Origin of the sequence: Mesorhizobium sp. CA15, assembly GCF_020165215.1 — a bacterium.
In the GTDB taxonomy this organism is placed as follows: Bacteria; Pseudomonadota; Alphaproteobacteria; order Rhizobiales; family Rhizobiaceae; genus Mesorhizobium.
The window spans coordinates 385094-408404 of sequence record NZ_JAIUHQ010000001.1 but is presented as its reverse complement, the minus strand read 5'-3'; the positions used below and the strand labels follow the sequence as shown (position 1 = coordinate 408404).

The window sequence follows — 23311 nt, the reverse complement described above, 5'->3', positions numbered from 1 at the left end:
TTCTTGGCTGCAACCCTGTCGGAAAATTCGGAGCGATCACAATTGTGAACAACTTGTTCGATTCTTGCTCTCTTGTGTGAACGATCGCAATCGACGATTTGGAGGGGAACAAGGAACAATGGCTGGCGGCCACGACAATCCCATGCTGGGATAAGCGCTGCCCGAACGGAGAGTTTGATGAGCGAACTGCCTTTTGCCGCGACCACCCCGGTCAGCGTGTCGCGTGTCGGGCTAAAGGCGCGCGATGCCGAAAGTCTGGCGGCCTATTATCGCGCCATCGTCGGCCTGCAGGAACTGAGCCGCGCCGACGGCACGATCACGCTCGGCGCAGCCAATCGGCCGTTGCTGGTGCTGGAGCAGGATTCTGCGGCCAAGCCGGACGATCCGCGCAGCGCCGGCCTTTTTCACACCGCTTTCCTTTTGCCGTCGCGCGCGGACCTTGGCCGCTGGATCAGCCACGCCGCCGCCAATCGCATCGGCATCGAGGGTGCGTCGGACCATCTGGTCAGCGAGGCGCTCTATCTCACCGATCCGGAAGGCAACGGCATAGAGATCTATGCCGATCGCCGCCCGCAGGACTGGAAATGGAATGGCGACCGTATTGCCATGGCGACCGAGCGGCTGAACCTGCCGGCGGTGGTGGGCAGCGTCCCGGCGGGCGATGCCGGCTGGCAGGGCGCGCCGGAAAACACCATTGTCGGCCACGTGCATCTGCGCGTCGGCCGGCCGGAGGACGCGGAGGCTTGGTGGCATGACCAGTTCGGCTTCGACACTGTCGCCAAATATGGCGGCCAGGCGGTGTTCCTGTCGTCCGGCCATTACCACCACCATATCGGCGCCAATGCCTGGCAGAGCGCCGGCGCCGGCCGCCGCGATCCGTCGCGCTCGGGCCTCGCCTGGGTCGAGATGCGCTCGGACAATGTCAAGGATGAGACGAGCCGTGAGGACCCGTGGGGCACGGTGATCAGGACGGTGCCTGGGAAGGCTTGAGCGACGCCTGCGTCAAGCTGGAGCACCCCTCATCCGTCTCGGCGCTAGCGCGCCGATCCACCTTCTCCCACAGGGGGAGAAGGGAAAACCGCGCCGGAGCCGGCGCCAATCGCGGCGTTCGTGATTAGCTGAGGCGCGGGCGCCAAATTCCCCCTTCTCGCCTTGTGGGAGAAGGTGGCTTGTCGCGAAGCGACAAGACGGATGAGGGGTGTTCCAGCCTGGCGCCAGCGCGCGCCTTTGTTCGGCCTCAAGCCTCTCCGAACACCCGCTTGAAGATCGTGTCGACATGCTTGGTATGATAGCCGAGGTCGAATTTCTCGCGGATCTCGGCTTCGGGCAGCGCCGCCGTCACGTCCTTGTCGGCAAGCAGTTCCTCAAGGAAGTCGGCGCCGTGCTCCCAGACTTTCATGGCGTTGCGCTGCACCAGGCGGTAGGCGTCCTCGCGTGACAGGCCGGCCTGGGTGAGCGCCAGAAGCACGCGCTGTGAATGCACCAGGCCGCGGAACTTGTTGAGGTTCTTCTCCATGTTCTCGGGGTAGACGAGCAGCTTGTCGACGACGCCGGTCAGGCGCGACAGCGCGAAATCCAGCGTCACCGTCGCATCCGGCCCGATCATGCGCTCGACCGAGGAATGCGAAATGTCGCGCTCGTGCCAGAGCGCCACGTCTTCCATCGCCGGCATGGCGTAGGCGCGCACCATGCGGGCGAGGCCGGTGAGATTTTCGGTCAGCACCGGGTTGCGCTTGTGCGGCATAGCCGACGAGCCCTTCTGGCCCGGCGAGAAATACTCTTCCGCTTCCAGCACCTCGGTGCGCTGCAGATGGCGGATCTCTATGGCGAGGCGTTCGACCGACGATGCGATGACGCCAAGCGTGGCGAAGAACATGGCATGGCGGTCGCGCGGGACGACCTGCGTGGACACCGGCTCCGGCTTCAGGCCAAGCTTTGCCGCCACATGCTCTTCGACATAAGGCTCGATGTTGGCGAAGGTGCCGACCGCGCCGGAAATGGCGCAGGTGGCGATGTCTTCGCGCGCGTGCACCAGCCGCTCGCGGCAGCGCGAGAACTCGGCATAGGCCTGCGCCAGCTTGACGCCGAAGGTGGTCGGCTCGGCATGGATACCGTGGCTGCGGCCGATGGTGACGGTGTCCTTGTGCTCGAAGGCGCGGCGCTTCAGCGCCGCGAGCAAGGCGTCGATATCGGCAAGCAGGATGTCGCTGGCCCGGCTCAGCTGCACGGCAAGGCAGGTGTCGAGCACGTCCGACGAGGTCATGCCCTGGTGGATGAAGCGGGCATCGGGTCCGACGAATTCGGCGAGATGGGTCAGGAAAGCGATGACGTCATGCTTGGTCACGCGTTCGATCTCGTCGATCTTGGCGACGTCGAATTTGGCCGCGCCGCCTTTTTCCCAGATCGTCTTCGCCGCTTCCTTCGGAATGACACCCAGCTCTGCCAGCGCATCGCAGGCATGCGCCTCGATCTCGAACCAGATGCGGAAGCGGGTTTCGGGCGACCAGATGGCGACCATTTCCGGCCGGGAATAGCGAGGGATCATCCGTTTTCTAAGTCCTGCCTGGGAGAAGCGTCGGCCGCGTCCTAACAGAGCCAGGCCCAATGCTCAACGCCGCTGCCGCGCAAACCAGGTACTGACCGCGACGAGCGCTGCAAGACGGTTTGTCATCTGTCTCATCAGCGTCATGCTTATCACGCCACGATGAACGAGGCTCGCCGTGCGATGCATCCAATCCGGCGTTCATTTGTTATTGTCGGCCGTCTCGCATCCGAAAGGGCAAATCGCCGTCCAGCGGAGAACCAGCATGAGCACCGACGTCAGCAAGATACGCGGACATATGGAAGTGATCGGCGCCGACGGCGTCCATATCGGCACCGTCGACAAAGTCGAGGGTGATCGGATCAAGCTGACCAAGGCCGACAGCGGCATGGGCTCGCACAAGAACCATCACCACTACATTTCGCTTGCCCTGGTCGCGGAGATTGACGGCCAGAAGGTATGGCTCTCGGCGAATTCGGATGTCGCGGTCACCTTCGAGGAAGAAAAGTCCGATCCGACTTGATTGGCCGTCAACGCGACGACCAAACCGGAAACAAGTCGCCGTCGGCCGGCGTCGCCGCATGGACGCCGCGGCTGATCGCGCGCGCCATGGTGGCGCCGGCGGCTGCGAACAGGTCGATCGCGGCATCGGCGCCGAGCTCGATGCCGCTCCTGCCGGTCGCCAGGGCAAAGACGAGATCGCCGTCGGCCGGCGTGTGCGTCGGCCAGATGGCGCGTGCGAAGCCGTCATGCGCCGAAATCGCCAGTCGCTTGGCCGCGGCCTTGGTCAGGACGGCGTCCGTGGCGATGACGGCGATGGTGGTGCTGCCGCCTTCGGCCTCGCCGCCCATTTGCCTGTCGCGGTATTTCAGCAGGATCTTTCTGGCATCTTCAGGCAGCGGGGCCGGGTAGCCGAGGCCGCCGAACTCGTCGCCGATCTCGAAGGGCGCCGCCCAGAAATGGCGGCTGCGGCCGACCGTCACCGAGCCGGTCGGATTGACGGCGGCGAGCGCGCCGACGGTGACGCCGCTATCGAGCGCGGTCGAGGCGGAGCCCAGCCCGCCTTTGAGGCCGGAGGTCAGGGCGCCGGTGCCGGCGCCAGCCGTGCCGATGGCAAAATCCACTGCTGCCGCCTGCACGGCCCCATAGCCGAGCTCGCGATAGGGCGGATAGCGGCCCCAATCCTTGTCACCGCCATTGCGCAGGTCGAACAGGATCGCGGCCGGCACGATCGGCACGCGGAAGCCGCCGACCTCGACACCGATGTTCTTTTCGCGCAGCGCCGCCTGTACGCCCGAGGCGGCGTCAAGGCCGAAAGCGGAGCCGCCGGACAGAACGACGGCGTGGATCATCGCGATCGAATTCTGCGGCTCGAGCAGGTCGGTCTCGCGCGTGCCCGGTGCGCCGCCCAGCACCTGGACGCCGGCCACGGCGGGCTCGTCGCACAGCACCACCGTGACGCCGGATTTGAGACTGGCGTCGGTGGCATTGCCGACGCGAAGGCCGGCAACGTCGGTGATCAGATTGCGCGGACCGGTGCGGAACATCACTTGTCCTCCAGCGGCACGAAATGCGTGCCGTCGAAGCGGAAGAGGCGGAACGGATTCTGGCTGAGATCGCCCTTGTCGTCGAAGCGGACGGTGCCGATCGCGGTCGCAAAATCACGGCCGGTCAGCGCTTCGCCGAGCGGCTGCCCAGTGCTTTGCGCACCGGCCAGCGCGGACTTGGCGACCTCGACCGCGGCATAGGCCGGAAGCGTGTAGCCGTCCGGCACGATGTTCTTCGCTGCGAAAGCCTGCACCACCTTGGGATCGGCGATCTCCGACCATTCCGGCGGGGCGATCATCAGCGTGCCGACGGCATAGGGCACATCGCCCGGCGGCGTGCGCAGGTTTTCGCCACCGGCAAAGGTGATGCCGGCATCGAGCTGGGCGGCGTCGCGGCCCATAATAGCGACATCCTCGCCGTCGCCGCCGGCGAACACCTTGGTCGCGCCGGCCTTCTTCAACCGGCCGATCAGCCCGATCTGGTTGTCGAGCTGCGGCCGGAACGTGTCGGCGAAGACCGGTTTCAAGGCAGCCTGCTCGGCTGCGGCGCGAAAGGTCTCGGCCATCTCGCGGCCATAGATGGTGCCGTCATCGACGATGGCGAACAGGTCGTCGCGCCAGAGCTGGATTAGCTTGGCGGCGACCGCATTGCGCTCATCGTCGCCGCGCGGCCCGAGCCGGTAGACCGGCCAGCCGGTCTTGGCGCGCCGGTCGGTCAGGCTTTCGGTGCGCACGCCGACCGTGATGACCGGGATGTTGGCATCCTTCAGGATCGGCAGCGCCGCCTCGATCGCGTCAGTGCAGAGAAAGCCCACCACGACATTGACCTTGGCATCGACGAATTCCTTCGCTGCTGCGGTGCCGCCATCGGCGGTGCAGGCATCGTCCACGGCCTTGATCGCGATGCCGTTCGCCTCCCCCGCCAGGCCGGCGCCGGCCTCGATCTGCTTGCCGAGGATCGCCGATGAGCCGGAAAGCGGCGCGGCAACGCCGACCAGCGTCTCAGCGTCGGCGCTCGCGGCCAGCGACAACCAGAGCAGCACGGCTGATGTCGTCGTGAGAAGACGCATTCGGGCTAAGAGATCCTCCATGCCGGGAATACAGTCCCGACACTATTCCAGAAAATGCCTAAAGGCTGGCTAAGCGCCGCGCAACACGCGAATTTGCGGATTGCGGTCAAGCACTTCGCCCATGCTATGCAACTTGTGGCGTGCAATATGCCGCCATATATAACGAACTGGTTTCGACAGGTGGACATCGGGTGCTGAAGATCAATGATATCGGGCCGCAGCATTATCGCGATGCGATGGCGCATTTTGCCGGCCATGTGCATGTGGTGACGACCGACGGGCCCGGCGGCAAAAGGGGCGCGACGGTGATCGCCGCCTGTTCGGTCTCGGACACCCCGCCGACGGTGCTGGTCTGCCTCAACCGCGAGAACGCCAAGAACGAGGCTTTCATCAAGAACGGCAAGTTCGCGCTCAACACCCTCGCATCGGACCAGGAAGCCGTATCGGTCGCCTTTTCCGGCATCACCGGCCTGCCGGTGGAGGAGCGCTTCGCGCTTGCTGAATGGGATGTGATCTCGACTGGCGCCCCGACGCTGAAAGGCGCGCTGGCCGTGTTCGACTGCGAGATCATCGATAGCAAGGACCTTGCCACCCACCGTGTGCTTTTTGGCAAGGTGACAGGCCTACGCATCGGCGATAATTTGCGGCCGCTGATCTACCACAACCGCGGCTATCATTTTCTTTGAACGTGCAAGCGGGATCCACGGAGACAAGATGACCGCGCCGCGCCCCGCGCCGAAAACGATCGACGAAACGCTCGATCTTTTGACAGGCGCGGATTATGTCGCGGACCGTTCGCTGGCGACGGTGCTGTTTCTTTCACTGCGCATGAAGCGGCCCTTGTTCCTCGAAGGCGAGGCGGGCGTCGGCAAGACCGAGATCGCCAAAGTGCTGGCCGGCGCGCTCGGCCGCCGGCTGATCCGCCTGCAATGCTATGAAGGGCTCGACGTCTCCTCGGCTGTCTATGAGTGGAATTACGCCGCGCAGATGATCGAGATCCGCATGGAGGAGGCGGCGGGCAAGGTCGTGCGCTCCGACATGGAGCGCAACGTCTTTTCCGAAAAATACCTGATCCGCCGCCCGGTGCTCGACGCGCTGACCGGCAAGGCGGGTGCCGCGCCGGTGTTCCTGATCGACGAGCTCGATCGCACCGACGAAGCTTTCGAGGCGTTCCTGCTCGAGATCCTGTCGGACTTCCAGGTGACCGTCCCGGAACTGGGCACGATCAAGGCGGAAGAGCCGCCGATCGTCATCATCACCACCAACCGGACACGCGAGATTCACGACGCGCTGAAGCGTCGCTGTCTCTATCACTGGGTCGACTATCCGAACGCCGAGCGCGAGCTGGAGATCGTGCGGCGCAAGGTGCCGCAGGCGAACCGCCGGCTGTCGGCGGAGGTCGTGTCCTTCATCCAGAAGCTGCGCCAGGTCGAGCTGTTCAAGGCGCCCGGCGTCGCCGAAACCATCGACTGGGCCGGCGCCTTGACCGAACTCGACAAGGTGGCGCTCGATCCGGAGACCGTGTCGGACACCATCGGCGTGCTTTTGAAATATCAGGACGACATCGCCCGTATCGGCGAGGGCGAGGGCCGGCGCATCCTCAATGAGGTGAAGGCCGAGCTGTCGGCGGCGGAGTAGGCGCGATGCCTGTGCCGCGTCCGGAACCCAAGGAAGCGCTCGCCGATGGGCGCATCGCCGACAACATCGTCTATTTCGCGCGTACGTTGCGCAAGGCAGGCATGCGCGTCGGTCCGGCTTCCGTGAAGGACGCCATCGAGGCGGTGCTTGCCGCCGGCATCGGCTCGCGCGACGATTTCTACTGGACGCTGCATGCAGTGCTCGTCTCGCGGCGCGAGGACCATCCTGTCTTCGACGAGGCCTTCCGCCTGTTCTGGAAATCGCGCGAGCTGATCGAGAAGCTACTGGCGATTTTTTCGCCGGTCGCTGCGGACAATGCTGAGAAGCAGAAGCCGCGGGCGGCCGAGAACCGCGTCAGCCAGGCGATGTTCGAGGGCCATCGGAAGCACCAGCCGGTGCGCGAAGTGCCGGAAATCGAGGTCGATGCGCGCCTCACTTTTTCCGGCAACGAGGTGCTGCGCGGCAAGGATTTTGCCCAGATGGATGCGGCGGAGATGGCCGAAGCCAAAAAGGCGATCGCGGCCTTGCGCCTGCCCTTCGATCTTATCCGCACGCGGCGCTTCAGGGCGGACGCGCAAGGGGGCCGCATCGATCCGCGCGCCATGATGCGCTCGGCCGCGCGCACCGGCGGCGAGCTTATCCTGCCAAAATTCCGGTCTCCGCGCGAAGCGCATCCGCCGCTGGTCGTTCTGGCCGACATTTCCGGCTCGATGAGCCAGTATACGCGCATCTTCCTGCATTTCCTGCATGCGCTGACGGAGAAGCGCCGGCGCGTGCACGCCTTCGTCTTCGGCACGCGGTTGACTAACCTGACCCGCCAGATGCGCCATCGCGATCCCGACGAGGCGCTGGCCGAATGCTCGGCGGCGGTGAAGGACTGGTCGGGCGGCACCCGCATCGGCGACACGCTTGCCGAGTTCAACCGGCTGTGGTCGCGGCGCGTGCTGGGGCAGGGCGCCGTGGTGCTTCTCATCACCGACGGGCTGGAGCGCGACGACGTCGCCGGCCTTTCGCAAGAGATGGAGCGGTTGCATAAATCCTGCCGGCGGCTGATCTGGCTCAATCCGCTTTTGCGCTTCGACGGTTTTGAGGCCCGCGCCCGTGGCGTGAAAGCGATGCTGCCCTATGTCGATGAGTTCCGGGCAGTGCACAATCTCGACGCGCTGGCCGATCTTTGCGCCTCGCTCGACCAGCGGCCGGCGGCTTCGGTCGACCCGCGCCGCTGGCGGCAAGCTGGCGGGAGGCAGGCTGCGTAGCCATATGTTTCCTTAGCGGGAAACCAACGTTTACCGTAGGGACGACCAAGGTTTCCCTTGAAAAACAGACTTTGCGAGAAGCGACGATGGATGAGAGCATTTATCTCGACGAGGCCCGCGATCCGCTGATCATCGCGGAAGGCTGGATGAAGGACGGCAAGGATGTCGCCATCGCGACCGTGGTCGAGACCTGGGGTTCGGCGCCTCGCCCGGTCGGCAGCCATCTGGTTATTGACGCCGAGGGCAATTTCCATGGCTCGGTCTCCGGCGGCTGTGTCGAGGGCGCCGTGGTGACCGAGGCGATGGACGTCATCGGCTCGGGCAAGGCCAGGATGCTGGAATTCGGCGTCGCCGACGAGACCGCCTGGCAGGTGGGCCTGTCCTGTGGCGGGCGCATCAAGGTCTATGTCGAAAGGCTGGGCTGATCACAGATGGATCCCTACGTCCTGAAGACACTGAACGAAGAACGCCGCGCCCGCCGCGCCGCGGTGCTTGTCACCGACCTGGGCGACGGTCGCGACCGCATCGTGCGCGAGGGCGACCATGTTGCGGGCGATCTCGGCGCGGCGATCGCCAATGCGTTCCGCACCGGCAATTCACAATCGGTGGAGGCGGAAGGGCGGACGTTCTTTCTCAACGCCCATCTGCCGCGTCCGCGTCTGGTGGTGATCGGCGCCGTGCATATCAGCCAGGCGCTGGCGCCGATGGCGAAGATCGCCGGCTATCCGGTCGAGATCATCGATCCGCGCACCGCGTTTGCGACCCCGGAACGGTTCCCCGACGTCGCGCTGCATGCCGAATGGCCGCAGGATGTGCTGAAGCGTGCGCCGCTCGACAACTATACCGCCCTTGCCGCCGTCACCCACGATCCGAAGATCGACGATTTCGCGCTGAAGGCGGCGCTCGACGCGCGATGCTTCTATGTCGGGGCGTTGGGCAGCCGCAAAACCCACGCCAAGCGTGTCGAACGCCTGCTGGCGCTCGGCGCCGGTGCCGACCAGATCGCCCGCATCCACGCGCCGATCGGCCTCGATATCGGTGCTGCCAGTCCGGCCGAGATCGCCGTCGCCGTCCTTGCGCAGACGATCCACGCCTTCCGCTCGCGCGGTCTCGAAGCAAAAGGCGCCGTGGCGTGAAATTCGGACCGGTTCCGATCGACGAGGCGGAAGGGGCGGTGCTGGCGCATGCGACCACCGCCGGCGAAAAACGCTTCCGCAAGGCGCACCGATTGAGCCGAGACGATATCGCGGCGCTCAAGGCGGCGGGCGTCGGCGAAGTCGTCGCCGCGGTGCTTGCCGAGGATGATCTCGACGAGGATGCCGCTGCCGATAGGATCGCCGCCGCCATGCGGCACCGCAACATCGAGGTCAAGCCGGCCGCGACCGGGCGGGTGAATTTGCATGCGGAAGCCTCAGGCGTCTTTACCGTTGACGCCGCAATGATCGACGCCATTAATGCCGTCGATCCGGCCGTCACCATCGCGACGCTGGCGCGGCACGCGCCGGTCGAGAAGGGGCAGATGGTTGCGACGGTGAAGATCATCCCCTTTGCCGTCGCCGCAAGCCTGGTGGACAGCGTGGTGAGGATCTGCGCCGGCCGCGAAATATTTGCCGTCAATGCCTATCGCCCCGTAACTGTCGGCGTCATCCAGACGATGCTTCCCGGCGTCAAGCCGAGCGTGCTCGGCAAGACGCTGCGCGTCACCGAGGCGCGCCTGGCGCGTTTCGGCGGCCGACTTACGGCCGAGCGGCGCACGCCGCATGAGGTCGCGCCGGTCGCCACGGCCGCAACCCAGCTGGCGCGCGACAATGACATGGTGGTGATCTTCGGCGCCTCGGCGATGAGCGACTTCGCCGATGTCGTGCCGGCCGCGATCGAGCGTGCCGGGGGGACCGTCGTGCGCGCGGGCATGCCGGTCGATCCCGGCAATCTGCTGGTGCTCGGAACCCTCGACGGCAAGCGCATTGTCGGCGCGCCCGGCTGCGCGCGCAGCCCGAAGGAGAACGGTTTCGACTGGGTGCTCGATCGGCTGGTTGCCGGGCTTGAAGTGACCGCGAGCGACATTGCCGGCATGGGCGTCGGCGGGCTTTTGATGGAAATCCCGACCCGGCCGCAGCCGCGCGAGCCGGCGCCGCAGCCGGCAAGGTCGGCGCTGAAAGTCGATATCGTGCTCCTGGCCGCCGGCCGCTCGAGCCGGATGGGCGGGCCGAACAAGCTTTTGGCGCTGTTCGACGGCGAGCCGCTTGTGCGCCGCACCGCCGGTCGTGCGCTGGGCTCGAAAGCCGCGGCCACCGTCGTCGTCACCGGCCATCAGCGCGAGCGCGTGCGTTCGGCGCTTGGCGGTCTTGGCGTGACATTCGTGGACAACCCGGATTTCGCCGATGGACTCGCTTCGTCGTTGAAGGCGGGTATCGCGAAGGTCGCGCCCGACGCGGCCGGCGCCATGATCGTGCTTGGCGACATGCCGGGCGTTTCGTCGAAAGACCTCGACAGCCTGATCGACGCGTTCCGCCGCGCCGGCGGCCGCTCCGTGGTGCGCGCTTCGCACCAGGGCAAGCGCGGCAATCCGGTGCTTTTGCCGCGATCGCTTTTCGCGGCTGTCGCGCAGCTCGAGGGCGATACCGGCGCGCGCCATCTGGTCGAGGCCGAGGGCCTTGACGTTGTCGATGTCGAGATCGGGCAGGGCGCCTCGATCGATGTCGACACGCGCGAGGCGCTGGAAGGGGCGGGCGGCGTTCTGCAGGATTGACAAAGCGGAGCCGAATTTCGCATGCCTCTCGGCATGGCTTTGCGTTTCCGACTTTTCTTCGCCCTGATCGCCGTGACAGCGCTTTCCCTCTCGACGGCCGAGGGGCAAACGCTTTCGCTGAAATCGTTCAAGGACGATCTGTTCGCCTATCCGGCGACACTGTCGACCGGCGACAATGGCGCTTACACCGTCCTCGACTATCGCGAGATGCGCGACATCAACCAACGCGACGAGGTGCCGGAAAAGCGCGTGCATGCGCAATACACCGATCCCGGGGTGCGCAAGGTGCAGCAGGACCTGATGCTGAAGACCGATGCCGGCGATATCAGGCATGTCGCGGTCGGCAGGACGGAAGGCGCTTCCATCATCGTGCTCTATCTTCACGGGCAAGGCGGCAGCCGCAAGCAAGGCGTGGACGACTTCACCTTCGGCGGCAATTTCAATCGCATCAAGAACCTGATGGCCGCCAACAACGGGCTCTATCTTTCGCCCGATTTCCCCGATTTCGGCGACAAGGGCGCGGCGCAGGTCGCGGCGCTCATCGACCACTATGCCGAGACATCGCCGAGCGCGAAAATCTTCGTCGCCTGCGGCTCGATGGGCGGGATCATCTGCTGGAAGCTCGCCGCGCGCAAGGACACGGGCGGCCGCATCAGCGGGCTGCTGTTGCTCGGCTCGCTGTGGGACGAAAGCTTTCTCACCAGCCCCGCCTTCAAGCGCCGCGTACCGGTGTTTTTCGGCCAGGGCAGCCATGACATGGTCTTCCCGGTGGAGAAGCAGGAAGCCTTCTTCCGCTCGATTCTGGCCAGGAAGTCTTATCCGACCCGCTTCGTGCGGTTCGAAACCGGCACGCACGGCACACCGATCCGCATGGTCGACTGGCGCGGCACGCTGAACTGGATGCTGACGAAGGCTCCCTGATTTCCTCTGCCGAGGCTCAAGGCGCCGTGTTGTAATCGATGATTGTCTGCGGATTTTGCTCGCCGTCATAGGATGCATCGACGTCATACTGGACGAGCGAGAAATCGCCGTTGCGGAAGAGGTAGGTTCCCGATGACGAGGCATCCCCCACACCACGCCATTTGTTGGATGTGGTGATGGTTTTTGTGTTGTCGTCATAGTCCGAGTTGGTCGCCCAGCCGCTGGTCTTGAAACCAATGATGTGGATCGATTCGACCTTGCCTTCGCTGTTGTTGTTCTCGTAGCGGATGTCGAGGTCCGGCTCGGTGAACTGCAACTGTGAGACGCCGTTAACATCGTCGGCGATGTAGTAGACCGCCGTCTCGTTGTAGGCGGCCATCGAGCAGAAGAAGCGGAACAGCCGCGTCTCGCGCTCCGGGTCGTTGGGCTGGGCGTTCTTGTCCTTGTAATGAATGGAATGAGCCTCGGGCTCGCCGATCGGCTTGCCCTCTGGATCCTGCTTGTCGCATTGGTCGCCATAGGTGGCGAGGAAGGCTTTCTTGGCCTGCTCCAGCGCCTCGTCCTTCTTCGGTGGCGGCGGACCGTCGCCGCAGCTTGCCGGCACGGCGCTGTCGAAATCCTCGGTCGACGGCTTCAGCGCGCCCTTGTCGATGAAGATCGGCTGGAAGGGCGGCTCCTGGATCTGCGCGTTGACCTGGCGGACCGTGTAGCAGCCGGCGAAAACCTTGGCCTCGCCCTTCTTGTCGGTCGCCTGGATGGCGACCGGAACGCTGTAGTAGATGCTGCCGGCAGCACCGTCCTCCGAGATGGCGCCAGTCTTGACTTCGACGCTGTCGGTGCCGTCGTAACCCTTGACGAAGGCATTGAAGTCCTTTGCCGGCTTCGTATCGCCGAAATAGCCCCAGGCACGGGCGAATTCGTGACGGTTGATGGCGCTGTAAAGCGAGCGGACGACCGCATCGGCGCTTGATCGGTCATCGACATAGGGCGCATCCGCCGCGGACGCGGAATGCGTGAGGCCGGCCAATGAGAAAAAGACAGTCGCTGCGAAAGTGGCTCTTTTCATCGAATCCTCCGCTCGGTAACGAAAATACTACCACGGCGATTGCGGCGGCGCGGTGACGCCATAGCCACGGCCGCTTGAAGAATCGTGGCGGGAGGCGCTAGTTCACGGCCCGCGGCGCTGGGCCGCGTGGGGAGATTGCCCGTGACCATTTCCATGTACGACATATCAGTGGGCGTTTTTTCCGCCAGGCTGAAGGCGCTGGCCAGCGTCTTGACGGCGGCGGAGCAGAATGCCGGCGAACGCAAGATTGATCCGCAGGTGTTCCTCACGGCGCGGCTGGCGCCCGACATGTTCGCGCTGGCCAGGCAGATCCAGATCGCCACCGACCATGCCAAGGGCGCGCCGTCGCGGCTCGCCGGCCGCGAGGTGCCGAAATATGAGGACAATGAAGCGAGCTTCGGAGAGCTGCAGGCCCGGATCGCCAAGACGCTCGATTATCTGGCGACATTTGCGGCGGCCGATCTGGAAGGATCTGAGGACAGGACGGTCGAAGTGCGGCTCGGCGGCCGCGAAACCACGCTGCCTGGCCTGCAATATCTGCTGCACCTGGCGATGCCGAATTTCTATTTCCACGTCACCACAGCCTACGACATCCTGCGCCACAATGGCGTGCCGCTCAGCAAGCAGACTTTTCTCGGAAATCGTTGATGTTGAATGGCTTGGAGGTTTCCCGGGATTCCGGGAAACCTCTTTGGCTCAGCTCAGCGGATCGACATTTCGCGCGCGATGCGCGGAAAATCCGCCGGCTTGACGCCGATATCGGCGCGGTCCGCATTGCTCATCGCGTTCAGAAGCGCAAGCGCCGAGCGGTAACGCTGGTGTTCCTGCGGCCTCGGCCGAGCGAACATTTCAGTGAAGAACCCCATGACTCAGTTGCCCCAGTTGGTCCTCCCGACGCCAGCATATAGGCGATTTGTTAAATTGTGCAGTGCAGCATTTGCATGGCTGCCATGCCGCGACAATTTTCCCGCCACAATCGATTTTCCGTGAAACTTTTCGGTAGGCTCGACCGTAGGCAACCGTGCCGGCATATGGCTGGCTTTTTCCTCGCCACTCCTGGCGAACTTGCCGGACTGCAAAGAGCAGTCCGGCTTTTTATTGTCCGATGACGTGTTGCCGGGCGGAAAAGCCGCCAATTGTCAGCATCGCCAGAATTCATTCTTAACGAGAGCTCCTTATGTTTGGCGGCATCAGTGCATGCCGTCACGATAGGAGGTTGAGATCGGCACCGGGAATAAGCTCGATTTCGCTTCGTTGCTCGACGACCTGATCGTCGCCTCGGAGAAAGGTGAAGACGAGGGCGCCCGGCCGTCTATCCCGTTCGACTATCTGTCCGTGGCCGATGAACTGCATTCCGGCCGCATCAAGGTCGCCGGCGAGAGCGTCGCCGCCGAATATCGCGAGTCCGCCGCCGACCTCGCTGCCGAGTTCGCAGCACTTCTCGACCAGGCGAAACTGACGCTTGCCGGCGAAGAGCAGTGGCCAGAGGAGAAGCTGCCGCCGATCGATCCCGAAGCGATCGCCGGCGAGCTCGGCCTCGACCGTCCGGCCAAGAACACCGATTTCGGTCGCATCCGCCGTAACTTCGCCTTCGCCAACCATCCGGACCGGGTCGCGCCGCATCTGCGCCAGCGTGCCATGATCCGCATGCAGGTTGCCAACATGCTGATTGACGAGGCCAAGCGGCGGGCGCTGGCCGGGGCGAGGCGGTAGTTCCCTCCATCAGAGACTTCGCTATCGAAATTGGCTGGAGCCTCTCCAATATTCGTCATCCTTGGGCGTAGCGGCGCGAAGCGGAGCGCAGACCCAAGGATCCATTCCGTGACCTTCAACGTAGAGTGCGACGGTGCAGAATTCTGTAACCGCTGCAACGCTTTAGGGTAACGGAATGGATTCCAGGGTCTGCGAGCGTCGCTTCGCTCCTTGCTCCGCCCTAGAATGACGAACTGACTGACGCTTCGGCCAATCTCGAAACTGGGCGGCTTTGCAAAACGCAAGCGTTTTGCTCTATGTTCAACCTCCTCCCCGCGCTGTCCGCGCAAACCTCCCGCCGGAGAATTCCATGCATAAGCGCCGCCTCGGTCGGACCGATCTCCTTGTTTCGCAAATCTGCCTCGGCTCGATGACCTGGGGTCAGCAGAACAGCGAGGCGGAAGGCCACGCGCAGATGGACCTGGCGTTCTCGCGCGGGGTGAATTTCATCGACACGGCCGAGCTTTACCCGATCCCGCCCAAGGCAGAGACGCAAGGGCGAACCGAGAGGATCATCGGCAGCTGGATGAAGGCCAATCGAAACCGCGACAAGGTCATCCTTGCCTCGAAGGTGGTCGGCCGCACGGCCAACGCATGGTTCCGCGGCGATCGTCCGTCGAAGCTGGTGCGCGCCGACATTTTCGACGCGGTCGAGAAATCGCTGGCCAAGCTCGGCACCGACTATATCGACCTCTACCAGATCCACTGGCCGGACCGGGACATTCCGTGGGGTTCGAACCCGACGCGGATCGGAGCGGTGGCGCGCCGGGCCGACGCCGCAGCCGCGCCCGCAGACGAAACACCGATTGCCGAGACGCTCGCCGTCTTCGAGGACCTGGTGAAAGCCGGCAAGATCCGCCATCTCGGCCTCTCGAACGAAAGCTCCTGGGGCGTCATGCGTTTCGTCTTCGAAGCCGAGAAGGGCTCCGGCCCGCGCGTCGCCTCGCTGCAGAACGCCTACAACCTCGTCAACCGCACCTTCGAGGTGAACCTTGCGGAGGTCTGCGCGCGCGAGGAGATCGCGTTTCTTCCCTATTCGCCGTTGGCGCAGGGTTATCTCACCGGAAAATACGATCATGGCGCGCGACCGCAGGGCTCGCGCTCGCAGCTGTTCAACCGAGGCCAGCGCTACGAGACGCCGAACGCGGCGGAGGTGCTGCTTCATTACAATGAGCTGGCACGTTCCTTCGGCATGGAGCCAGCGCTTTTTGCCAACGCCTATGTGGCGAGCCGGCCCTTCGTGACCGCGAACATCGTCGGCGCGACCACGATCGCGCAGCTCGGGACGGCGCTGTCCTCGGTCGATGTCGCTTGGACGGATGAGATGCAGAAAGCGGTCGACGCCATCCACCAACGTGTCGGCAATCCGTGCCCTTAAGCGAGAAAAAACAAAGGGATGGAGACGATGGCAGAATTTCCGATCGAAGCCGTACGCGGCAAGTTTCCGGCGCTTTCGCTGACCGATGACGGGCGTCGCCGCATCTATCTGGACAATCCCGCCGGCACACAGGTGCCACAAGCGGTGGCCGACGCAGTATCCCGCTGCCTGCTGACGACCAATGCCAATCTCGGTGGTTTCTTTGAAACGACGGTCGCGGCCCAAAAAGTGGTCGACGCTGCGCATGCCGCGATGGCCGATTTCCTGAACGCACCGAGCGTCGAGGAGATCGTCATCGGCGCCAACATGACGACGCTGACCTACCACATGTCGCGCACGCTTGGCCGGACGATGAAACCTGGCGACGAGATCATCGTCACGCGCATGGACCATGAGGGCAATGTCTCGCCCTGGCTGCAGCTTGCCGAGGATCTCGGCCTTGTCGTGCGCTTCCTGCCGTTCGACGAGCGGAGCTGGCAGGTGGAGGAGACGGCGCTCAAGGGACTGCTTTCGGAAAAGACGCGGCTTGTCGCGCTGAACTATGCCTCCAATCTCACCGGCTCGATCAACAAGGTGAAGGCGCTGACGGCGGCAGCTAAACAGGCCGGCGCGCTGGTTTATGTCGATGCCGTGCAATTCGCGCCGCACGGGCTGGTCGACGTGCAGGCGCTCGGCTGCGATTTCCTGATCTGCTCGGCCTATAAATTCTTCGGGCCGCATATGGGCTTATTGTGGGGCCGGCGCGACGTCATCGACGCGCTCCAGCCTTACAAATGCCGCTGCTCGTCGAACGTCCTGCCCGAGCGGTTCGAGCTCGGCACGCCGCAGATCGAGCTGATGGCCGGGTTGACGGCGGCAATCGACTATTTCGCCGATCTCGGCGCTGCCGCCGGCGAGAGCGGGTCGCCGCGGCAGCGGATCGCCAAGGCGTTCGAGGTCTCGATCGCTTACGAGAATACGCTTGCCCGGCAACTGATCGAAGGCCTGTCCGACATCGAGGGGCTGGTCATCCACGGCATCATCGATCCGGAACGCCTCGCCGAGCGGGTGCCGACCGTGTCCTTCACCGTCGAAGGCATCGCGCCCGAGACGATCGTGCGGCAGATGAATGCCGAGAACATCTTCGTCTGGTCCGGCCACAATTATGCGTGGGAGGTCGTCCACCAGCTCGGAATACCCGCCGAGCAGGGCGTCGTGCGCATCGGCATCGCGCATTACAACACGGCCGCCGAGATCGAGGAGACGCTGGAGAGCGTGCACCGCGTGATCGCGATGCTGCGGCAGCAGCGCTCTTAAGGCCGCCTAACGCTTCCCGCCGAAGCCGGTGAGGAATGCGGTGAGGTTGTCGCCGAGCGCATCGCAGAGATAGCCGCCTTCCTGGACAATGACCGTCGGCAGGCCGAGTCCGGCGATCGCTTCGCCGATGCGCGAGAAGCCTTGCGTCGTCACCGACAGGCCGCCGAACGGATCACCCTCGAAGGCGTCCAGGCCGAGCGCCACGACCAGCGCTTCCGGCGCGAAGGCGCGGATGCGCTGGAAGGCCGTCGCCAGCACTTCGAGAAAGGCCGCGTCGCCGGACTTGCGCGGCAGCGGCAGGTTGAGATTGTAGCCGAGGCCGGGACCTTCGCCGCGCTCGTCTGAATATCCCCAGAAGAATGGGTAGAAGCGCACCGGATCGGCGTGCAGCGAGACGGTGAGCACGTCGGGGCGGGCATAGAAGATGCCTTGCGTGCCGTTGCCGTGATGCAGGTCGACATCGAGGATGGCGACGCGGGCGGCGTTCTTGCGCAGCACCTGCGCCGCGACCGCCGAATTGTTGATGAAGCAGAAGCCGCCGGCGACATCGGCGAAAGCATGATGGCCGGGCGGACGGCAAAGCGCATAGGCAGAGGGCGCGCCGGCCATCACCGCTTCAGCGGCTTCCACCGCGCTCCAGGCGCTCCACAGCGCGCTGTTCCAGGTCTCGGCCGAGATCGGGCAGGCGGTGTCGGCCATGTGGTAGCCGGCCTGGCCGACAGCCGAGGCCGGGTAGGAGCCGGCGCGGGCGATCGGATGGATGTTTGGGATGACTTCCGCCGAGGCGCCTTCGATGCGCTGCCAGCGCGCAAAAATGTGCTCGAGAAAATCGAGATATTCAGGCGTATGCACCGCGGCGATCGGGCCAAGTCCATGATTGCCTGGACGTTCGATCGTCAAGCCGGCCAATCTTGCGCCGGCTAACAATCGTTCAACCCGCTCCGGCTTTTCCGGGTTGGGCTGCGGCGCGCCGCTGGAGAGGAAAGCTTTCGGGTCATGGCGCTTCTGCTCCTCGGCATAGAAGGCTTTCATCATCATTCCTCCGGCGTATCGGCAAAGGCGAAAAAGGCATCGCCGACGATTTTCTGCACCTGCTCATAGCTCGACCGGCCGATGCCCAGTCTTTCGTAGAAGGCCTTGGCCGTCTCATTGTCGGTATCGACGGACAGCCTCAGATAGCTACCGCCCGCCGCGCGGCATTCCTTCGCCACGCGTCTGAGCAGTTTTTCGCCGATGCGGCGGCCGCGGAAGCGATCCTCGACATAAAGGTCCTGCACATAGACGCCTGGTCGGCCCATCCAGGTCGAGAAGATCGGAAAATGCAGGCAAAGCCCGGCGAACTCGCCGTCGATCTCAGCGATCAGGGTCGAGAAGGCGGGTTTGGCGCCGAAGCCGTAGCGGCGCAGATCCTCGGGCGTCGAAGTGATTTCCTGATGCGCGCCGATATCGGTACCGAGGCGCAGCAGGGCGGCGTGGATGGTTTCGACATCATCGATGGTGCCGGGGCGGAGGGTGATTGGTGCCGGCATCAAAACACCTTTCTCATCCCTCCACCGGCAGATCGAGTTCCTCCGCCAGCGCCTCCAGCGAATCTCCGATGATGGAAATCATCTCGCCGATCTGGTCTCTGGTGATGATCATCGGCGGCGCCACCATGAAATTGTCGCCGTCGACGCCGCCCTTGACCTTGCGGCCATAGATGATCAGGCCGCGCGCATAGGCGTGGTCGAGCAGGCGCTGCGTCGCCTTGCTGGCCGGGTCGATCGGCTTCAGTGTCTCCGGATCGGCGACCATTTCGGCGCCGGTGAGCAGGCCCTTGCCGCGCACGTCGGCGATGAAGGGGAAGCGCTTTTGCAAGCCCTTCAACTCCGCCATCAGCACGTCGCCCATGGCGGCGGCGTTGACGATGAGATCGAGCCGGTCCATCTCGCCGAGCACGGCGAGGCCGGCGGCGCAGGCAAGCGGATTGCCGGCATAGGTGTGGCCGTGCTGGAAACCGCCGGAGGCCAGCAGCGGCTCGACCAGGCGCATCGGCGCGGCGAGGGCGCCGAGTGGCGCGTAACCCGAGCCCAGCCCCTTCGAGAGGGCGACGATGTCGGGCCTGCAGTTCCAGTGGTCGCCGCCGAGGAACTTGCCTGTCCTGCCGGCGCCGCTCATCACCTCGTCATGAATCAGAAGAATGCCGTAGCGGTCGCAGATTTCGCGGATGCGCGGATAGTAGCTGTCGGGCGCGACAAGGGCTGCGGTCGCGGCACCGCCGACCGGCTCCATGATGAAGGCCAAAACGCTTTCCGGCCCTTCGGCGAGAATCTTCTCCTCCAGCATGTCGGCATAGCGAAGGCCGCGCTGCTCCATCGAGAGATTGTCGCGGTCGCGCCAGGCCGTGGGCGCAGGCACTGTCGGCATCACCTTCATCATCGGCGTGAAGGTTTCGGCGAGCGCATCGTCGCCGGTGATGGAAAGCGAGCCCAGCGTGCCGCCATGATAGGAGGGGAAGCGGGTGACCACCTTCCAGCGCTTGGGCTGGCCGGTGGCGACCGCCCATTGGCGGGCGAGCTTGATGCAGGATTCGGTCGCTTCCGAGCCGCCCGAAACGAAGAAGATGCGGTCCATGCCTTCGGGCAGCTTGCCAGCAAGCGCGCGCGCCAGCTCTTCGGCGGGCTCGTTCTCAAAATGCAACCGGTAGGCAAAGGTGGTCTTGTCCATCTGCCGCTTCATGGCGTCGAGCACGTTGCGGTTGGAGTGGCCGATATTGGCGACCATCGGCCCGCTCGAGCCATCGATGAAGCGGCGACCGTCCTTCGTCCAGAAATAGATGCCCTCGGCCCGGTCGACGAGCGGCCGGCGCAGGCTGGACAAATAGAACAGGTGCGACGGCGGCCGCGCTTCGGCCTCTGCTACGGGCTGGACTTCCAGTTTCGACATGTCAGGACTTTCCGAGATAGCGGTCGAGAACATTTTTGGTCACGCGTTCGACCATCGCGTCCTGCCTTAGCAGGCCGGCGACCCATTCGCAGCTTCCGGCGTGGAAGACCTCGCCTTTGCCGCGCGGGAAATTGACGATCATGCCGTTGCCGCGCTTGACCTTGTCGAGATTGGCGTCGCTCGCCTCGCCGAACAACGTCTCGGCGGTGAAGCGGCCATCCTCGTCGGTGAGGAACTGGTCCTCGACCGGGATGTCGGCGCTTTCCTCGACCTGGCTCGCCATGCCGACCGCCAGCACCTGCAAGCCGTCCGGCGCGCCGCTGGTCGCGGTCGGGTAGGGCAGGCCGCCGCGGATCTCGAAATCGAGGCCGTCGACCTCATAGCCATAGACATGGCTGTCGGCGCCGAGCAGGTCGCCGTAATAGATGCCGGTGCCGGCAAAGGCCCAATGCTCGGGACGGTAGACCGGAAAGCCGCGCACGCCGCGCGGCGCGCAGCCGCCCCAGCCGGCATAGACGCCTCGGGTCGCGTTGAGGCCGAAGGTGGCGCTGCCGGGACGGCCGATCTCCGGCGCTTCCCAGGAATTGGTGGCGCGGGTGACGTCGCCGCCGCGATAGGCCGGGTCTTCCGCGCGTGCCTTGTATTTGTAGCAGACCTGGCGGCGGCCTTGGTCCTCCAGCCTCGTCTGCCACATGAAATTGCCGGCGAAGCGCGCCGCATGTCCGCCGCGCTCGACATAGGTGTCGACGGCATCGCGCATCTCCCAGGTCCAGTATTCGTCGTGGCCGACGAAGACGACGCAGTCATAGCCGTCGAGGATTTCGGGCGAGAGATGGAGGTCGTGCTGGCTCGCGAGATCGACCTGATAGCCGGCGCGCTCGGCGAATCGGAAGAAATGGCTGTCATAGCTCGCCCAGCCGGACGAGGCGTATTTCTTCGAATGTCCCGTGGCGAAGGCCCATTCCATATGCGGATAGCGTGGCACGGTCTTCGGCGGCACCGCGACTTCCAGCGGCACGCGCGGCGCATCCTTGGGCAGCACCACGAAGCCGCGGCACCAGGGGCGCTGCGTTGACACCGTCGTCGCGTACTGGTCGCGGTTCGGGCCGGTGATGCCCTGATAGTGGTTCGAGCCGCCCCAGGTGTTGTAAGCGAGCCAGGTGCCGGTAGCGGCGACCTGCAGCAGGCGGCCGGGCTTGCGGCCGGGCAGGGGTGTGACGATGAAGAGATGATGGCTGTGGATCGGCGTGCCGTTTCGGCCTTCGGCCGACAGCGTCACGCGATAGGCGCCGGATGGCCAATCGTCGCCGACACGGAATTCGAACGAAGCCTCCCAGCCGCAGCCTTCGACCGAGCATTGGTCGGGCGTATCCTGCCAGCGCGCCAACAGGCCCGCTCCCTCGAAGACTATTGTTTCGTTGTCGCCGTCGCGAATGATGGCGAGGCTGAATTGCGGCGCCGACGCGCTGACGAAGAGCGTCACCGTCTCGCCCGGACGATAGGAAAGCCGGTCGCTGTAGCCCCAGATCTCGCCGCTCGGGCCATCCATTCCCGGCCATTCGTAATAGTGGCCGCGCACCGCCTCGCGGCGCTGCTCGGGCGTCAGCCCGAAATCGGGGAATTCACTGGGCAGTTGCGTCAAGGAACACCTGAGATCACGAGGCCGTCATTGAGACCATCGGCTGGCCAAGCGTCAAATGGAAAGCATCGGGCCAGCGCGCTCGCGCTTGGCCGCCGCCGGCAAACCAACTATTCATGCTGAGGCGACATTCTCGCCGAGGAGCCGACATGCTGCGTGTGCAAAAGGTCAAGGTCGACGACATCTACGTGCCGACGGCGCGGCGCAAGACGCTGCATCCCGAGACAGTGCGCCATCTTGCCGAGGATATTCTCGAAAACGGCATGAAGACCCCGATACAGGTGCGGCACGACGGCAAGCGCCACATCCTGGTCGAGGGGCTGCATAGGCTCGAAGCCGCGAAGTGGCTCGGCGAGACCATGATCGACGCTTATCTAGTGCAGGCCAAGCGCCACTGATCCTTCTTCTTTGGAGTCGCCTGCCGAGGCGCTTCCACTCTCCCTCGAATTATTTAGCGGGCCATGTCGGCTTGGGTTCTCCCACCGCGTCCTTGAGGCAACGCAAGCGGAGAGGAGACTGAAATGCCCAAGACCCTGTTTTTCGCCATCCTTGCTTCGGCAATGACCCTCATAGCCCCGCCGAGCGCACAATCCGAGGAGACCAAGCCTGTCATGACCAGTGAAACCAAAGCTCTCTTGAAGCCGGAAAAATCCGGCCTGCTGCCGATCGACGGCGTGAACTACTACTACGCCGTCTACGGCAAGGGCGAGCCGCTGCTTCTTTTGCATGGCGGCCTGGGTTCGAGTGACATGTTCGCGCCGATCCTGCCGAAATTTGCCGAACATCGCACGGTGATCGCCGTCGACCTGCAGGGACATGGCCGCACCGCGCTCGGCGAACGGCCTTTCGGCCTTGAGGCGATGGGCGACGATATGGCGGCCTTCGTCAAGGCGCTCGGCTACGACAAGGTCGACGTCATGGGCTATTCGCTTGGCGGCGGCGTCGCCTTCCGCATGGCCGTTCAGCATCCCGAAGCGGTGCGTCGGCTGGTCATGGTGTCGACCGGCTACGCCGCCAACGGCTTCTATGACGAGATGCGTCCGCAGCAGGCGCAGGTGAGCGCGGCGGCCGCCGAGTTCATGAAGGACACGCCGATGTACAAATCCTATGTCGCCGTGGCGCCAAAGCCCGAGGATTTCCCAAAACTGCTCGATGCGCTCGGCGCCTTCATGCGCAAGGACTATGATTTCTCGGCCGACGTGCCGAAGCTGAAGATGCCCGTCATGCTCGTCTACGGCGACAGCGACATGTACAAGCCCGAGCACGAGATCAAGTTCTTCCAGATGCTCGGCGGCGGATTGAAGGACGCCGGCTGGATGCGCGAGCACCTGTCGCAGAACCGGCTGGCGATCATCCCCAACCGCACGCATTACGACGTGTTCTTCGCGCCGGAACTGGTCGCCAGCACGCTGCCGTTCCTCGACGGTGTCACCAAGGTGAAGACCTGGGACGAGATCGTCAGCGAATGAATCCTGGCCGCTGGCCGCCTGACGCAGCCGGCCAGCGGCATCAGCTCAAGCGATCGTATCCCA

General features: G+C 64.3%; 24 protein-coding genes. 15 read left to right on the top strand and 9 right to left on the bottom strand.

Going from position 1 to position 23311, the window contains the following annotated elements; genetic code table 11:
• The first annotated feature begins 177 nt into the window (after positions 1–177).
• Complete coding sequence (locus LB515_RS02045) at positions 178–990, top strand: VOC family protein (RefSeq protein ID WP_224706581.1); 813 nt, start codon at positions 178–180, stop codon at positions 988–990.
• 247 nt (positions 991–1237) lie between these two features.
• Here LB515_RS02045 and purB read toward each other — a convergent pair whose 3' ends face one another.
• Complete coding sequence (gene purB, locus LB515_RS02040; protein ID WP_224706580.1) at positions 1238–2545, bottom strand: adenylosuccinate lyase; 1308 nt, start codon at positions 2543–2545, stop codon at positions 1238–1240.
• Between the two features lie 262 nt (positions 2546–2807).
• On the opposite strand from purB, the gene LB515_RS02035 reads away from it, so the two are divergent.
• Positions 2808–3065: a DUF2171 domain-containing protein gene (locus LB515_RS02035; RefSeq protein WP_224706579.1), complete on the top strand. Its 258-nt coding sequence runs from the start codon at positions 2808–2810 to the stop codon at positions 3063–3065.
• Positions 3066–3072: 7 nt separating this feature from the next.
• On the opposite strand, the gene LB515_RS02030 is transcribed toward LB515_RS02035, so the two are convergent.
• Entirely contained in the window at positions 3073–4089 is a 1017-nt protein-coding gene (locus tag LB515_RS02030; RefSeq protein WP_224706578.1) for a P1 family peptidase, read from the bottom strand.
• Positions 4089–5159, bottom strand: coding sequence for a branched-chain amino acid ABC transporter substrate-binding protein (locus LB515_RS02025; RefSeq protein ID WP_224706577.1), 1071 nt, complete (start codon positions 5157–5159; stop codon positions 4089–4091). The genes LB515_RS02030 and LB515_RS02025 overlap by 1 nt, the downstream gene beginning before the upstream one ends.
• 191 nt (positions 5160–5350) lie before the next feature.
• Between LB515_RS02025 and LB515_RS02020 the strand changes: the two genes are divergently transcribed.
• From LB515_RS02020 to LB515_RS01990, 7 genes are all read left to right on the top strand, one after another.
• Positions 5351–5845 carry a flavin reductase gene (locus LB515_RS02020; protein WP_095765215.1) on the top strand — a complete coding sequence of 165 codons (495 nt, stop codon included), beginning with the start codon at positions 5351–5353 and terminating at the stop codon, positions 5843–5845.
• A 28-nt stretch (positions 5846–5873) separates the two neighbouring features.
• Entirely contained in the window at positions 5874–6797 is a 924-nt protein-coding gene (locus LB515_RS02015) for an AAA family ATPase (RefSeq protein WP_140840139.1), read from the top strand.
• Positions 6798–6802: 5 nt separating this feature from the next.
• Positions 6803–8053: a vWA domain-containing protein gene (locus LB515_RS02010; protein WP_224706576.1), complete on the top strand. Its 1251-nt coding sequence runs from the start codon at positions 6803–6805 to the stop codon at positions 8051–8053.
• 86 nt (positions 8054–8139) lie between these two features.
• Positions 8140–8478 (top strand): XdhC family protein, encoded by a 339-nt coding sequence (locus LB515_RS02005; protein WP_140722749.1) that lies wholly within the window; start codon positions 8140–8142, stop codon positions 8476–8478.
• Between the two features lie 6 nt (positions 8479–8484).
• Positions 8485–9189: an XdhC family protein gene (locus LB515_RS02000; RefSeq protein WP_224706575.1), complete on the top strand. Its 705-nt coding sequence runs from the start codon at positions 8485–8487 to the stop codon at positions 9187–9189.
• On the top strand, positions 9186–10802 hold the full coding sequence (locus LB515_RS01995) for an NTP transferase domain-containing protein (protein ID WP_224706574.1): 1617 nt from the start codon (positions 9186–9188) through the stop codon (positions 10800–10802). The genes LB515_RS02000 and LB515_RS01995 overlap by 4 nt, the downstream gene beginning before the upstream one ends.
• Before the next feature lie 33 nt (positions 10803–10835).
• The gene (locus tag LB515_RS01990) at positions 10836–11723 is read left to right on the top strand and encodes an alpha/beta hydrolase family protein (RefSeq protein ID WP_224706764.1); all 888 of its coding nucleotides are present in this window, start codon (positions 10836–10838) and stop codon (positions 11721–11723) included.
• Between the two features lie 16 nt (positions 11724–11739).
• Here the strand turns inward: LB515_RS01990 and LB515_RS01985 are convergent, their stop codons facing one another.
• Positions 11740–12789 (bottom strand): DUF1176 domain-containing protein, encoded by a 1050-nt coding sequence (locus LB515_RS01985; RefSeq protein ID WP_224706573.1) that lies wholly within the window; start codon positions 12787–12789, stop codon positions 11740–11742.
• 141 nt (positions 12790–12930) lie between these two features.
• Between LB515_RS01985 and LB515_RS01980 the strand changes: the two genes are divergently transcribed.
• Entirely contained in the window at positions 12931–13437 is a 507-nt protein-coding gene (locus LB515_RS01980; protein ID WP_224706572.1) for a DUF1993 family protein, read from the top strand.
• Between the two features lie 53 nt (positions 13438–13490).
• Here the strand turns inward: LB515_RS01980 and LB515_RS01975 are convergent, their stop codons facing one another.
• Positions 13491–13655, bottom strand: coding sequence for a DUF1127 domain-containing protein (locus LB515_RS01975; protein ID WP_140546832.1), 165 nt, complete (start codon positions 13653–13655; stop codon positions 13491–13493).
• Positions 13656–14043: 388 nt separating this feature from the next.
• Here LB515_RS01975 and LB515_RS01970 point away from each other — a divergent pair, with 388 nt between their 5' ends.
• The 3 genes from LB515_RS01970 to LB515_RS01960 all read left to right on the top strand — a co-directional run bounded on the left by LB515_RS01970 (position 14044) and on the right by LB515_RS01960 (position 17215).
• Positions 14044–14502: a hypothetical protein gene (locus LB515_RS01970; RefSeq protein ID WP_224706571.1), complete on the top strand. Its 459-nt coding sequence runs from the start codon at positions 14044–14046 to the stop codon at positions 14500–14502.
• Between the two features lie 349 nt (positions 14503–14851).
• On the top strand, positions 14852–15919 hold the full coding sequence (locus tag LB515_RS01965) for an aldo/keto reductase (protein ID WP_224706570.1): 1068 nt from the start codon (positions 14852–14854) through the stop codon (positions 15917–15919).
• Between the two features lie 27 nt (positions 15920–15946).
• Positions 15947–17215 carry a cysteine desulfurase-like protein gene (locus LB515_RS01960; protein WP_224706569.1) on the top strand — a complete coding sequence of 423 codons (1269 nt, stop codon included), beginning with the start codon at positions 15947–15949 and terminating at the stop codon, positions 17213–17215.
• A gap of 6 nt (positions 17216–17221) precedes the next feature.
• On the opposite strand, the gene LB515_RS01955 is transcribed toward LB515_RS01960, so the two are convergent.
• From LB515_RS01955 to LB515_RS01940, 4 genes are read right to left on the bottom strand one after another with little or no spacing between them, the layout of a single operon-like run.
• A complete protein-coding gene (locus tag LB515_RS01955; RefSeq protein WP_224706763.1) occupies positions 17222–18247 on the bottom strand; it encodes a histone deacetylase family protein in 1026 nt (341 codons plus the stop codon).
• Positions 18248–18249: 2 nt separating this feature from the next.
• The gene (locus tag LB515_RS01950) at positions 18250–18744 is read right to left on the bottom strand and encodes a GNAT family N-acetyltransferase (RefSeq protein WP_224543877.1); all 495 of its coding nucleotides are present in this window, start codon (positions 18742–18744) and stop codon (positions 18250–18252) included.
• 13 nt (positions 18745–18757) lie between these two features.
• Positions 18758–20140, bottom strand: a complete 1383-nt coding sequence (locus tag LB515_RS01945; RefSeq protein WP_224706568.1) for an aspartate aminotransferase family protein — start codon at positions 20138–20140, stop codon at positions 18758–18760.
• A 1-nt stretch (position 20141) separates the two neighbouring features.
• Entirely contained in the window at positions 20142–21782 is a 1641-nt protein-coding gene (locus LB515_RS01940; protein WP_224706567.1) for a N,N-dimethylformamidase beta subunit family domain-containing protein, read from the bottom strand.
• Positions 21783–21928: 146 nt separating this feature from the next.
• Here LB515_RS01940 and LB515_RS01935 point away from each other — a divergent pair, with 146 nt between their 5' ends.
• Positions 21929–22177 carry a ParB N-terminal domain-containing protein gene (locus tag LB515_RS01935; protein ID WP_042644583.1) on the top strand — a complete coding sequence of 83 codons (249 nt, stop codon included), beginning with the start codon at positions 21929–21931 and terminating at the stop codon, positions 22175–22177.
• 123 nt (positions 22178–22300) lie between these two features.
• Positions 22301–23248: an alpha/beta fold hydrolase gene (locus LB515_RS01930; protein WP_224706566.1), complete on the top strand. Its 948-nt coding sequence runs from the start codon at positions 22301–22303 to the stop codon at positions 23246–23248.
• Positions 23249–23311 lie beyond the last annotated feature (63 nt).